Source organism: Streptomyces roseus (assembly GCF_001044425.1).
Taxonomy (GTDB): domain Bacteria; phylum Actinomycetota; class Actinomycetes; order Streptomycetales; family Streptomycetaceae; genus Streptomyces; species Streptomyces roseus.
Genome location: NZ_LFML01000022.1, coordinates 68663 through 81142, shown reverse-complemented (window position 1 = coordinate 81142; position 12480 = coordinate 68663). Strand labels below are relative to the sequence as shown.

The following is a 12480-nucleotide window of genomic DNA, read 5'->3' as shown; positions in this document are numbered from 1 at the left end:
GGGGTATCAACTTCTGGCGTTGATTTTTGGCACGCTGTTGAGTTCTCAAGGAACGGACGCTTCCTTCGTACTCACCCTCAGCAACACTCGCTGGGGCTTTCCTCCGGGCTTTCGTTCTTCGTTCTTGCGTTTCCGACTCTATCAGAGTCAGTCCCGCTCGCTTTCCAGGTCCTTCGCTTTCGCGCTTTCCCTTTCCGGCGATTCCGACTCTATCAGTGCTTTTCCGTCTCCCTGACCACTCACCCGATTACCGAAAAGGCAATAGGAAGAGCAGCACGGATCAAGATCGCTACTGAATGAGGAGGAGTCCCGTCCATCGGCTGTTCGCGAGAAGTTCACGCGGCACGGCCCGGCGGGAGTCACGACAGTACAGGCCCCTTGGTGCCCAAGCAAATCGAATCAGGCGTATGGTCTAGTCCACTACGTCGCCGCGGTCGCGTGGCGTGCCCTCCTGCACGGGGTGCACACCGAGCGAACCGGGACGTGTCATGACATACCCTTCTGAAAGTACGTCGTCACAGCACAGGTTGTGACGACGACACGTTGAAGCCCCACCCCTGGGAGGCCCCCCATGACCAGCGTGACGTCCCCACTCGCCGGGCGCGCCATCGGACTCGCGGCAGTGCCCGACCCGGTGTTCTCCGGCGCAATGGTGGGTCCGGGCACCGCCATTGACCCCGTGCGCGAGCCGTCGGAGGCGGTGGCCCCCGTCGACGGTGTGGTCGTCTCCCTCCACCCGCACGCGTACGTCGTCGTCGACGACGAAGGGCACGGCGTGCTCACCCACCTCGGGATCGACACGGTCCAGCTCAACGGCGAGGGCTTCGAGCTCCTCGTCAACAAGGGCGACAGGGTGACCCGCGGCCAGGCCGTCATCCGTTGGAACCCGCAGGCCGTCGAGGACGCCGGCAAGTCGCCGATCTGCCCCGTCGTGGCGCTGGAAGCGACCGCGGACTCCCTCTCCGGCGTCGTCGAGTCCGGAGACGTGAAGGCCGACGACGCCCTGTTCAGCTGGCAGTGACCTCGTCCGCCTGAACTGGCGAGTCGGACATCCACCGCGGCGGCTGGGCCCGCCGCCCAATCGGAGACGGGTGAAATGGAGACAACGCTGCGAGGCGTCGGCGTGAGCCACGGTGTGGCGATCGGCGAGGTGCGGCACATGGGCACGGCGGTTCTGGAACCGCCGGCCAAGCAGATCACCGCGGACGAGGCGGAGCGCGAACAGGGGCGCGCCCGCAAGGCCGTGGAGGCTGTGTCCGCCGACCTGATCGCGCGCGGCCAGCTGGCAGGCGGCGAGGCCCAGCACGTTCTGGAGGCCCAGGCGATGATCGCCACGGACCCCGAGCTGATGGCGGACGTCGACCGGCGCATCGCCGTCGGCAGCACGGCCGAGCGCGGTGTGTACGACGCGTTCGCCTCGTACCGCGACCTGCTCGCGGGAGCCGGGGAGTACATGGCGGGCCGCGTGGCCGACCTGGACGACGTACGGAACCGGATCGTGGCGCGGCTGCTGGGCGTACCCATGCCGGGTGTGCCGGACAGCGACGAGCCGTACGTGCTGATCGCCCGGGACCTCGCTCCCGCCGACACCGCGCTGCTCGACCCGACGCTCGTCCTCGGCTTCGTCACCGAGGAAGGCGGCCCGACCAGCCACAGCGCGATCCTCGCGCGGGCGCTGGGCGTGCCGGCGATCGTGGCCCTGCCGGGCGCGGGTGAGATCGCCGAGGGTACGGTCATCGCCGTCGACGGCAGCACCGGCGACCTGTTCGTCGAGCCGACCGCCGAGAAGCGGGCCGAGCTGGAGGCGTCGGCCGCCGAGCGCAAGGCCGCGCTGGCGGCCTCCTCCGGTCCCGGTGCGACCTCCGACGGGCACAAGGTGCCGCTGCTGGCGAACGTGGGCGGTCCGGCCGACGTGCCGGCGGCCGTGGAGGCCGGGGCCGAGGGTGTGGGTCTGTTCCGCACCGAGTTCCTGTTCCTGGACGACAGCAAGAAGGCGCCGTCCGAGGAGAAGCAGATCGAGTCCTACCGCAAGGTGCTCGAAGCCTTTCCCGAGGGCCGCGTGGTCGTCCGCGTCCTGGACGCGGGCGCCGACAAGCCCCTGGACTTCCTGACCCCGGCCGACGAGCCGAACCCGGCTCTGGGTGTGCGCGGTCTGCGCTCGCTGCTCGACCACCCGGACGTGCTGCGTACGCAGCTGACGGCGCTGGCCAAGGCGGCCGAGGGCCTGCCGGTCTACCTGGAGGTCATGGCCCCGATGGTGGCCGACCGGACCGACGCGAAGGCGTTCGCCGACGCGTGCCGCGAAGCCGGGCTGCGGGCGAAGTTCGGAGCGATGGTGGAGATCCCCTCCGCCGCGCTGCGGGCGCGCGCGATCCTCCAGGAGGTCGAGTTCCTGTCGCTGGGCACGAACGACCTGGCGCAGTACGCGTTCGCCGCGGACCGCCAGGTCGGCGCGGTGTCGCGGCTCCAGGACCCGTGGCAGCCCGCGCTGCTCGACCTGATCGCCATGTCGGCCGAGGCCGCCCGGGCGGAGGGCAAGAGCTGCGGTGTCTGTGGCGAGGCCGCTTCGGATCCGCTGCTGGCCTGTGTGCTGACGGGTCTGGGTGTCACCTCTCTCTCGATGGGTGCCGCTTCGATTCCCTACGTGCGCGCGACGCTCGCCAAGTACACGCTGGCCCAGTGTGAGCGTGCCGCGGCCGCGGCACGTGCGGCGGACAGCGCCGAGGAGGCCCGAGTGGCCGCCCAGGCGGTGCTGTCCGGCGAGTAGCCGAGCAGGGTGTGTTCGCCCGAGGGGCCTTCGCCGGTGGCGGGGGCCCCTCGGTCGTCTCCGGTCGTGTCCTCCTTACCGGTCGGCGGTGCTCAGGGGTCAGTGGTGCGGGGTGGGGTCGTCCACCTCGTAGCCGGGGCAGTAGTCGACTCCGGACTCGGGGGCCACGGGGTCCCCTGTGTCGGCGTCCGTGCAGTAGGCGTTGAACACCGCGGCCGCGGAAAGGGGTACGAGGCGGCCGCGGTCCAGGCGCCAGCCGTGGACCCGGTCGCCGATTGCCTCGGTGGTGCTGCGCAGCACCAGTCCCCCGGGACCGCCGAGGGCGAGGCCGGCGGCGAGGACGGTCACGAAGTCGAGCCCCTCGCGGCCGTCCACGCGCGGTGGGCCGTCCCGGTCCGCGGTGACCTCGGCGTGCAGGACGGCGACGAGCTGTTCGTCCTGGGTCGGGACGCTGCACACGAGGTGGTGGTGGCCGGGCCCGGCGCCGTCGAGGAGGCGGTTGAGCGTTTCGGTGGCCCGGGTGAAGGAGGCGTGGCCGATGTCCTCCCCGCAGTCGGCGCAGCTGCCGACGCCGGCGAGCAGCGTGGTGGCGTACTCCCAGGTGGCCTGGCGGACGGCCTCGTCGACGAGGAGCGGGAGGAGCTCGTCGACGGGCTGGCCGGTGTACGGCAGTACGGCTCCGGAGCCGGCCAGTTCGGCCGTGAAGCGGGTGCGCGCCTCGGCGGTGTCGGGGTCGGCGCCGTGCTCCTTGCAGAATTCGGCGTACTCGTCGGGGTCGAAGAGGGCGACGGTGGTGTGGAGGCCCTGGGCCGCGAGGGACCGGAGCAGGCCCTCGACGTGCCGGAGGTAGTCGCTGTAGTCGTCGTGGTGGTCGAAGGTGAAGCTGCGGTAGCCGCGCATGGCCGCGAAGTCCCCCGCGTCGGCCAGGAGGCCCACGGTGTGGGGGACTTCGCGGCGCAGCAGGCGGCGCCGGGTGGTACGGCCGCCGGCCGGCGGGGCCGTGGCCCGCTGCGTGGCCGGCGAGGCCTTGCCGGAGCTGTGGTTCGGGTCGTGGCGTGTGCGTGGCATGGCTCCCCCTGAGTGGCGCATTCGATTGCTCACTCACAGTAACCAAGCCCACTGACAGTGACCCTCAGTCGCGGGTGCCGGTGCCGGTGCGGGTGCGGGCCAGGTCCGCGTAGAAGTGCAGGAGGTCCAGGTTGTCGACCGAGCCCGGGTTGACGGCCTTGACCATGGGCGTGCCCTGGAGGAGGCGCTTGACCGGCACCTCGATGCGCTTGCCCGTCAGCGTGTGCGGGATGCCCGGGACCTCGATGACCTCGTCGGGGACGTGGCGCGGGGAGAGCTCCTCGCGGATCGTCGCCTTGATGCGGCCGCGGAGGTCGTCGTCGAGGGTGGCGCCGGGCGCGAGGTGGACGAACAGGGGCATCCAGTAGCCCCCGTTGGGCTCCTCCAGGCCGATGACCAGGGACTCCTTGATCTCGGGGAGGCGTTCGACGGCCTCGTAGATGTCGGCTGAGCCCATCCGGACGCCCTGCCGGTTCAAGGTGGAGTCGGAGCGGCCGTGGATGACGACGGAGCCGTGGTCGGTGATCGTGATCCAGTCCCCGTGGCGCCAGACGCCGGGGAACATCTCGAAGTAGCTGTCGCGGTAGCGGCTGCCGTCCGGGTCGTTCCAGAAGCGGATCGGCATGGAGGGCATCGGGTTGGTGACGACGAGCTCGCCGACCTCCCCGACGAGCGGCTTTCCGGAGGGGTCCCAGGACTGGAGGTCGGTCCCGAGGCAGGCCGCCTGGAGTTCGCCGATGTGGACGGGGAGGGTGGGCACGGCGCCGGCGAAGCAGCTGCAGACGTCGGTGCCGCCGCTGACGGAGGCGATCCAGAGGTCTTCGGCCACCTCGTCGTGGAGCCAGCGGAAGCCGTCGGGGGGCAGCGGCGAGCCCGTGGTGGCCACGCACTTCACCGCGGAGAGGTCGAAGTCCCGGCCGGGGTGGACCTCCGCCTTGCGGCAGGCCATGACGTACGCGGCGGAGGTGCCGTACAGGGTGGCCCCGGTCCGCTCGGCGATCCGCCACTGGGCCCCGGTGTCGGGGTAGCCCGGGCTGCCGTCGTACAGGACGACCGTCGTCCCGGTGAGCAGGCCGGAGACGAGGAAGTTCCACATCATCCAGCCGGTGGAGGTGTACCAGAAGAACCGGTCCTCGGGGCCGAGGTCGCAGTGCAGGCCGAGCTGCTTCAGGTGCTCCAGGAGGATGCCGCCCTGGGACTGCACGATCGCCTTGGGCAGGCCCGTCGTACCGGAGGAGTAGAGCACCCAGAGCGGGTGGTCGAACGGGACCGGCTCGAAGACCGGCTCGGCGTCGCCGGATACCAGCTCCGACCAGGCCAGGGCGCCGTCGGGGGCCGCCGTGCCGAGCAGCGGGATGTGGACGACGGCGCGCAGTGAGGGGAGCTCGGCGCGCAGTTCGGCGACGGTGTCGCGGCGGTCGTGCTCCTTGCCGCCGTAGCGGTAGCCGTCGACGGTGAACAGGACCACGGGCTCGACCTGCTGGAAGCGGTCGAGGACGCTGCGGGCACCGAAGTCGGGGGCGCAGGAGGTCCACACGGCGCCGACGGCGGCGGTGGCGAGGAGTGCGGCGACGGCCTCGGGGATGTTGGGGAGGTAGCCGCTCACCCGGTCGCCGGGGCGTACGCCGAGGGCGCGCAGTTCGGCGGCGAGTGCGCCGACCTGGCGGCGGAGCTCGCCCCAGGTGACGGGGGTGGCCTCGTGGGTCTCGTCCACGTGGAGGAGCGCGGCGTCGTCCGCGCGCGCCGGGTCCTCGGCGGCGCGCAGGGCGTGCTCGGCGTAGTTGAGGGTGGCGCCCGGGAACCACTGCGCGCCCGGCATGGAGCGGTCCGCGAGCACGGACTCGTAGGGGGTGGTGAACCGGACGTCGAACCACTCGGCGACGGCCTGCCAGAAGGTGTCGAGCTCCTCGACGGACCAGCGGTGCAGCGCGGGGTAGCCACCGTCGGCGGGGGCTGCGAACCTGTCGGCGGCCCACGCCTGGAAGGCGGTGATGCGGGCCGCGGCGATCCGGTCGGGGCCCGGGGACCAGAGGGGTTCCGGCGGGGTGGCTGAGGTCATGGGTCGGCTCCCGGTCAAGTCTGCGGCTCGCGCGTCGTGTGCGTGATGTGTGCGGGGGTGCGTACGGCTCCGCCGCGCGGTGGGTGTGCGCGGCGGCCCACAGGGACGATGCCACGTGATCCACCTCCGCACCAGGGGCCTCTTGGACGAGTGAACGGAAGTTGAACGCCGCCCGCTCGCCGGGCGGCCGGTGGCAGGGTGAGCAGCATGAACGGTCGTGATCTGGTGCGTGCGGTGATGGACGTCGGTACGGAGCGCGGGAGGCGTGCGTGGCGCTCGGCCTGGCGCCACCGGCGCGCGGACGCGCTGGGGCTCCCGCGCCGCGGCGCCGAGCGCGCTCGCGTGCCGGGTCTGCTGACCGGGACCGAGCCGCGGCCCGGCGGCGGGGTGCTGAGATTCGCCCGCTCGGAGCTGCTCGTACGGGTCACGGTCGGCGGGGCGGTGTTCTGGAGCTGGGACGGGGCCGGGCCGACGCCCTCGTACGCGCTGGTCGGCGGCGGACCCGAGCCCGATCCGCGGGCCGCGCTGGAGCCGGACACGGGAGGCGGCTGGCGGGTGGTCTCCGAGCGGGTGACGGTGGCGGTGTCCCGGCACGGCGCGATCGAGGTCCGTACGCCGGGCGGGACGGTACTGCGCCGGGAGCTGCCGCCGCGCTGGTGGGAGCCGGCGGAGCCGGTCGCCGGCGCGCCGGTCGAAGCGCGCTGGCTCCAGCGGTCCGAGGTGGCGGCGGACGCGCGCTTCTTCGGGCTGGGCGGGCGGGCCGGCGGGCCGCGGCTGCGCGACGGGGTGTATCGGCTGTGGAACACGGACCCCAAGGGCGGGTTCGGTCCGGGCGACGATCCTCTGTACATCACGATGCCGGTGCAGATGGTGGTCGCGGACGCCGGGACGCACCTGGTGTTCCACGACAACTCCTGGGACGGCCGGGTGGTGCTGCGCGAGGGCGAGGAGGGCGCCGGGTCGGGGGCGGACCGGCCGGGGACGGGCGAGGTGCGGATGGAGGGCGGACCGCTGCGGTGCTGGGTGTTGGTGGGGACGCCGGCGCGGGTGCTGCAGGGCTGGTCGGGGCTGACCGGCGCGGCCGCCGTACCGCCGGAGTGGGCGCTGGGGTACCAGCACGCCCGGTGGGGGTTCGGGAGTGCGCAGGAGGTGCGGCGGGTGGTGTCGGGCTACACCGCGCGGGGGCTCCCGCTGTCGGCCGTGCACCTGGACATCGACCACTACGACGAGCACCGCGTCTTCACAGTGGACGAGGAGCGCTTCCCGGATCTGCCGGGGCTGGCGCGCGAGCTGGCGGACCAGGGCGTGCGGTTGGTGTCGATCGTCGATCCGGCGGTGAAGGCGGGCGACGCCGTCCACGCGTCGGGGCTGGCCGTCGGGGCGGGCGGGGCCTTCGTACGGGACGCGCTGGGGCGGGAGGTGCGGGGCGAGGTCTGGCCCGGGGAGTGCGCGTACCCGGACTTCACGGATCCGGCGGTGCGCACCTGGTGGGGCGGGCTGTACGCGGAGCGGCTGGAGCAGGGCTTCGCCGGGTTCTGGCACGACATGAACGAGCCGGTGTCCTTTGCCCCGTTCGGGGACATGACGCTGCCGCGTTCGGCGCGGCACGCGCTGGAGGGGGCGGGCGGGGACCACCGGGCCGCGCACAACGTCTACGCGCTCGCGATGGCGCGGGCGGGGTGGGAGGGGCTGGTGCGGCTGCGGCCGGCCGAGCGGCCGTTCCTGTTCTCCCGGTCGGGGTGGGCGGGCATGCAGAGGTACGGGGGCACGTGGTCGGGGGACGTGGAGACGGGCTGGGAGGGGCTGCGGGCCTCGCTGGCGCTGGTGTTGGGGCTGGGTCTGTGCGGGGTGCCGTACTCGGGGCCGGACGTGGGCGGTTTCGGGGGCTCGCCCTCGCCGGAGCTGTACCTGCGGTGGCTGCAACTCGGCTCGTACCTGCCGCTGTTCCGGACGCATTCGGCGATCTGGGCCGGGCGGCGGGAGCCGTGGGAGTTCGGGCCGGAGGTGGCGGAGCGGGCGCGGGAGGTGCTGGCGGAGCGGGAGCGGCTGCGGCCGTACTTCCTGACGCTGGCCCAGCTGGCGCGGCGTACGGGGGCGCCGTACGTGCGGCCGCTGTGGTGGGGGGCGCCGGAGGACCGGGCGCTGCGGGACTGCGAGGACGCGTTCCTGCTCGGCGACGCGCTGCTGGTGGCGCCGGTGCTGGAGTGCGGGGCGGACCGGCGGGCGGTCCGGCTGCCGCGGGGGCGGTGGTACGACACGGCGACGGGGGCGGCGCACGAGGGCCCGGGGCAGGTCCTGCTGGACGCCCCGCAGGGGCGGATCCCGGTGCTGGCGCGGGCGGGGGCGGTGCTGCCGGTGCGCTCCCCCGGGGGCGGGGTGGCGTTGGAGGCGTGGGCTCCGGCGCGGGGGCGCGCGGGCGGCGGGGTGGTGATCCCGGATCCGGGGCCGGGGTTCGAGGTGGCGGAGGTCGAGCGGTACGCGGTGCGGTGGGCGGGCGACGCGGTGGTGGTGGAGAACGAGGCGGGCGAGCCGGTGGAGGGGGTGGAGGTGCGGGGTCTGGGGCCCGTGGCCGGAGCCGTCGAGGGCGTGCCGGGGCTCGTGTAGGGCCGTTCGCGCGGTCCTGGTCCGGCAGCCGTCAGGGGGTGTAGCGGCCCGCGAACCAGGCTGCCGCGGCCCGCGTGTGGAGGGGGAAGGCCAGTTCCGCCGGGGTGCGCAGGATGTGCCAGCCCGTGGTCTCGTCCGTCGGGGCCGACGGCGGGAGGGAGGCGGTCGGGCACGGCGGCAACAGGCCGAAGAGCAGCAGGTGGCCTGCCGGGGAGCTCATGGCGTCGGCCAGGACGACCTCGGAGGCCGGGGCGCGGATGCCCGTCTCCTCGCGCAGTTCGCGTACGACCGCCTCGCGCCAGTCCTCGCCGAAGTCCATGAAACCGCCGGGCAGCGCGATGCCGCCGAGGGCGGGCTCGATGGTGCGGGTGATCACCACCAGTCCCGTCCCCGCCTCGTCCTCGACCGGGAGCAGCGTGACGGCCACCGGGAGCGGGTTGCGGTACGTGACGGCTCCGCAGGAGGCGCACGTACGGGGCCAGGCGGTCGTGTCGAACGGCGCTCCGCAGGTGGAGCAGTGCGAGTCCCTCTGCTGTGCCGGCATGCGGCGATCGTATGCCAACCTCCGGCACTGCGGTCCCTGTTGCCCTTCTGCGGCCGTGAGTACGGTGCCCGCATGACGTTCACTTCGTACGAGGAGTTCTGGCCCTACTACGTCGCCCAGCACTCCCGCGCCGCCACCCGCTGGATCCACCTGTGCGGCACCCTGACCGGGTTCGCCCTCACCGCCTACGGGGTGGCGCGGGGCCGCAAGCGGTTCCTCGCCGCGCTCCCGCTGATCGGGTACGGGACGGCCTGGCCCGCGCACTTCCTGATCGAGGGGAACAATCCGGCCACCTTCGGCCACCCCGCCTGGTCGCTGCGGGGGGACGCGCGGATGATCCGGATGATGCTGGCCGGGCGGGACGCCGAGCTGGCCGGGATCGCGCACAAGTGGCTTGCCGAGAACCCGTGCCGGGGCTGCCCGCCCGTGCCAGACTTCCAAGGAACCTGACGATACGTCAGATAACTGCCCAGGGAGGGTCCCTTGGAAAGCGCACGCACCCCCGTCGTCAGCGGGTGGTTCACCGAGGACGGGCCGGACGGCGCCGGCTTCCGGCTGCTCGGCACCCGGTGTTCCGCCTGCGCCGCGGTGTTCTTCCCGCGCGAGGACGCGTACTGCCGCAATCCGCACTGCCCCGGTGACGGCCTCCTCGCCGAGGTGCCGCTCTCCCCGCGCGGCCGCGTGTGGTCCTTCACCGACGGGCGCTACCGGCCGCCCGCGCCGTACGTGTCCGACCCGGACGCGCCCTGGGAGCCGTACACCCTGGTCGCGGTGGAGCTGGAGGCCGAGGGGATGGTCGTGCTCGGGCAGACGGTCCCCGGGGTCACGGTCGCCGATCTGGCGGTCGGGATGGAGGTCGAGGTGGTCGGCGGCGTGCTGAACGAGGACCCGCAGACCGGGACCGCCTGGACCACCTGGCGGTTCCGGCCGGCGGGAGGCTCCGCGTGAGCGCCGACATCGCCGTCCTCGGCGCCGGGATGCACCCCTGGGGCAAGTGGGGCCGCAGCTTCGTCGAGTACGGACGGGCGGCGGCCCGCGCCGCGCTCGCCGACGCCGGGCTGGAGTGGGCCGACGTCCAGTCGATCGTCGGCGCCGACACCGTGCGCTCCGGGTACCCGGGCTACGTGGCCGGAGCGACCTTCGCCCAGGCCCTCGGCTGGCAGGGCGCGCGGGTGACCAGCGTGTACGCGGCCTGCGCCTCCGGCGCCCAGGCCATCGGGGCGGCGCGGGCGCAGATTCTGGCCGGGCTGGCCGACGTCGTCCTGGTGGTCGGCGCGGACGCGGCGCCCAAGGGGTTCTTCGCCCCGGCGGGCGGGGACCGGCCGGACGATCCGGACTGGCTGCGCTTTCGCCTGCTGGGCGCCACGAACCCGGCGTACTTCGCGCTCTACGCGCGCCGCCGGATGGCGGTCCACGGGGACACGCTGGAGGACTTCGCGCAGGTCAAGGTCAAGAACGCGGCGGCCGGCGCGCTCAACCCGCTCGCCCGCTACCGCAGGCCCGTCACGGCCGAGGAGGTCGCGGACTCGGCGGTCGTCGCCGATCCGCTGCGGCTGCTCGACATCTGCGCCACCTCGGACGGCGGCGCGGCGCTGGTCCTGGGCAGCATGGACTTCGCGCGCTCGCGCGGGGTCGCCGATCCGGTGCGGATCCGGGCGGTGTCGACGGTGACGCCGACGTATCCCCGTACGGTCCTCGACCTCCCTGACATCGCCACGGACTCCGTGACCGCCGTACGGCCGGCCCCGGGCTCCTTCCGGGCGTCGATCGCGCGGGCCGCTTACGAGGAGGCCGGGCTCGGGCCCGGGGACCTCTCGCTCGCCGAGGTGTACGACCTGTCCACCGCTCTGGAGCTGGAGTGGTACGAGGACATCGGCCTGTGCGCCGAGGGCGAGGGGGCCAAGCTCGTACGGGAGGGCGTGACGGCGCTCGGCGGGCGGGTGCCCGTGAACACCAGCGGCGGGCTCGCCTCTTTCGGGGAGGCGGTGCCGGCGCAGGCCATCGCCCAGGTGTGCGAGCTGACCTGGCAGCTGCGGGGCACGGCCGGGGACCGGCAGGTGCCGAGGGCGCGGGCGGGGATCACCGCGAACCAGGGGCTGTTCGGGCACGGATCGGCCGTCGTCGCGGTGCGGTGAGGCGCCTCCTCGCCTGCCGCCCGCGGCTGCGCGGGCGGGACGGGGCGGCGGGGTGCGGAGCCTGAACAGCGGCTGTTGTCGGAACGCTTGACGGCCCCCGGGGGCGGGTTCACACTCGCTCCACAGCCTCCCGCCGCGTACGACGCCCGGCCGAGGCCCTCGGACCCCCCATGAGAGCCGCGGCCCGTACCCCAGTCGGCGGGGGTACGGGCCGCCTCCCGTGGGCCGGACGCCTCGGGCGCCCGCGCTCAGGCGCCCGCGCTCAGGCTCCGGCGCCGGGCCCGGGCCAGCGACATCGCGTGTTCCACGACCCCCACCAGCACGTCCTTCACGGACTCCCGGTCCCGGGCGTCGCACAGCAGCACCGGCACCTCGGGGTCGAGGTCGAGCGCCTCCCGCACCGTCACCACCGGGTGCCGCTCGGCCCCGTCGAAGCAGTTCACGGCGACCGTGAACGGGATCCCCCGCCGCTCGAAGTAGTCGACCGCGGCGAAGCAGTCGGCGAGGCGGCGGGTGTCGGCGAGGACCACGGCGCCGAGCGCGCCCTGGGCCAGCTCGTCCCACAGGAACCAGAAGCGGTCCTGTCCGGGCGTGCCGAAGAGGTACAGCACCAGGTCCTCGCGCAGCGTGATGCGGCCGAAGTCCATCGCCACGGTGGTGGTGCTCTTGCCCTCCACTCCCCCGGTGTCGTCGATGCCGACGCCCGGCTCCGACAGCAGTTCCTCGGTCCGCAGCGGTCTGATCTCGCTGACCGCACTGACCAGGGTGGTCTTGCCCACCCCGAAGCCGCCCGCGACCAGGATCTTCAAGGTCAGCGGCTCAACCGGTGACACGGCATGCATGGCACCGGTGCGGCTAGAGCGCCCGAAGGCCATCGATCACCTCACGCAGAATGGATTCGTCGGGCAGTTCGGCCGGGGGTACCGGCCGGTTCACATGGACCAGTTGCTCCTCGGCCAGGTCGCCGATCAGAACGCGTACGACCCCGACCGCGAGGTCGAGTTCGGCCGCGAGCTCGGCGACCGACTGCGGCCGCTCCCGGCACAGCCCCAGGATGTGGGAGTGCTCCGGGGAGAGGGTCAGGTCCCAGACCGGGTCGTCGGCCGCCGGTTCGGCGACGACGAGCGCGATCAGGTCCAGCCGGTGCTGGCCGGCGTGGCTGGTCCGGCCGCGGGTCATGGCGTACGGACGCACGACGGGACCGGCCTCGTCGTCGAACCAGTGCGGGTGGGCGGGATCGTACGGCCGGCCTGGATCGTTCTCGGCCGGATCGTTCGGGCCTGGATCGCTCATGCCGTCCGCC

General features: G+C 73.4%; 12 protein-coding genes. 7 read left to right on the top strand and 5 right to left on the bottom strand.

Features of this window, described 5'->3' with window-relative positions; translation table 11 throughout:
• The 3 genes from ACS04_RS38850 to ptsP all read left to right on the top strand — a co-directional run.
• A partial coding sequence (locus ACS04_RS38850) for a hypothetical protein (RefSeq protein ID WP_209441644.1) occupies positions 1–235 on the top strand: 235 nt, incomplete at its 5' end.
• Between the two features lie 336 nt (positions 236–571).
• Positions 572–1021, top strand: a complete 450-nt coding sequence (locus ACS04_RS06430) for a PTS sugar transporter subunit IIA (protein WP_048475538.1) — start codon at positions 572–574, stop codon at positions 1019–1021.
• A 75-nt stretch (positions 1022–1096) separates the two neighbouring features.
• On the top strand, positions 1097–2767 hold the full coding sequence (ptsP, locus tag ACS04_RS06425) for a phosphoenolpyruvate--protein phosphotransferase (RefSeq protein WP_048475537.1): 1671 nt from the start codon (positions 1097–1099) through the stop codon (positions 2765–2767).
• A gap of 99 nt (positions 2768–2866) precedes the next feature.
• Here ptsP and ACS04_RS06420 read toward each other — a convergent pair whose 3' ends face one another.
• Positions 2867–3835: a hypothetical protein gene (locus tag ACS04_RS06420; RefSeq protein WP_245236301.1), complete on the bottom strand. Its 969-nt coding sequence runs from the start codon at positions 3833–3835 to the stop codon at positions 2867–2869.
• A gap of 64 nt (positions 3836–3899) precedes the next feature.
• Complete coding sequence (locus ACS04_RS06415) at positions 3900–5894, bottom strand: acetoacetate--CoA ligase (RefSeq protein WP_048475536.1); 1995 nt, start codon at positions 5892–5894, stop codon at positions 3900–3902.
• A gap of 207 nt (positions 5895–6101) precedes the next feature.
• Between ACS04_RS06415 and ACS04_RS06410 the strand changes: the two genes are divergently transcribed.
• On the top strand, positions 6102–8498 hold the full coding sequence (locus tag ACS04_RS06410; protein ID WP_048475535.1) for a glycoside hydrolase family 31 protein: 2397 nt from the start codon (positions 6102–6104) through the stop codon (positions 8496–8498).
• A 31-nt stretch (positions 8499–8529) separates the two neighbouring features.
• Here the strand turns inward: ACS04_RS06410 and ACS04_RS06405 are convergent, their stop codons facing one another.
• Positions 8530–9042: an NUDIX domain-containing protein gene (locus ACS04_RS06405; protein WP_048475534.1), complete on the bottom strand. Its 513-nt coding sequence runs from the start codon at positions 9040–9042 to the stop codon at positions 8530–8532.
• Between the two features lie 72 nt (positions 9043–9114).
• Between ACS04_RS06405 and ACS04_RS06400 the strand changes: the two genes are divergently transcribed.
• The 3 genes from ACS04_RS06400 to ACS04_RS06390 are packed head-to-tail and all read left to right on the top strand — an operon-like array spanning position 9115 to position 11177.
• Positions 9115–9492 carry an Mpo1-like protein gene (locus ACS04_RS06400; protein ID WP_048475533.1) on the top strand — a complete coding sequence of 126 codons (378 nt, stop codon included), beginning with the start codon at positions 9115–9117 and terminating at the stop codon, positions 9490–9492.
• 33 nt (positions 9493–9525) lie between these two features.
• The gene (locus ACS04_RS06395) at positions 9526–9990 is read left to right on the top strand and encodes a Zn-ribbon domain-containing OB-fold protein (RefSeq protein WP_048475532.1); all 465 of its coding nucleotides are present in this window, start codon (positions 9526–9528) and stop codon (positions 9988–9990) included.
• Positions 9987–11177 (top strand): lipid-transfer protein, encoded by a 1191-nt coding sequence (locus ACS04_RS06390; RefSeq protein ID WP_048475531.1) that lies wholly within the window; start codon positions 9987–9989, stop codon positions 11175–11177. The genes ACS04_RS06395 and ACS04_RS06390 overlap by 4 nt, the downstream gene beginning before the upstream one ends.
• Before the next feature lie 248 nt (positions 11178–11425).
• On the opposite strand, the gene ACS04_RS06385 is transcribed toward ACS04_RS06390, so the two are convergent.
• Positions 11426–12052: a GTP-binding protein gene (locus ACS04_RS06385; RefSeq protein WP_048475530.1), complete on the bottom strand. Its 627-nt coding sequence runs from the start codon at positions 12050–12052 to the stop codon at positions 11426–11428.
• Positions 12033–12470, bottom strand: a complete 438-nt coding sequence (locus ACS04_RS06380) for a DUF742 domain-containing protein (RefSeq protein ID WP_063839242.1) — start codon at positions 12468–12470, stop codon at positions 12033–12035. Before ACS04_RS06380 ends, ACS04_RS06385 begins: the two co-directional genes overlap by 20 nt.
• Positions 12471–12480 lie beyond the last annotated feature (10 nt).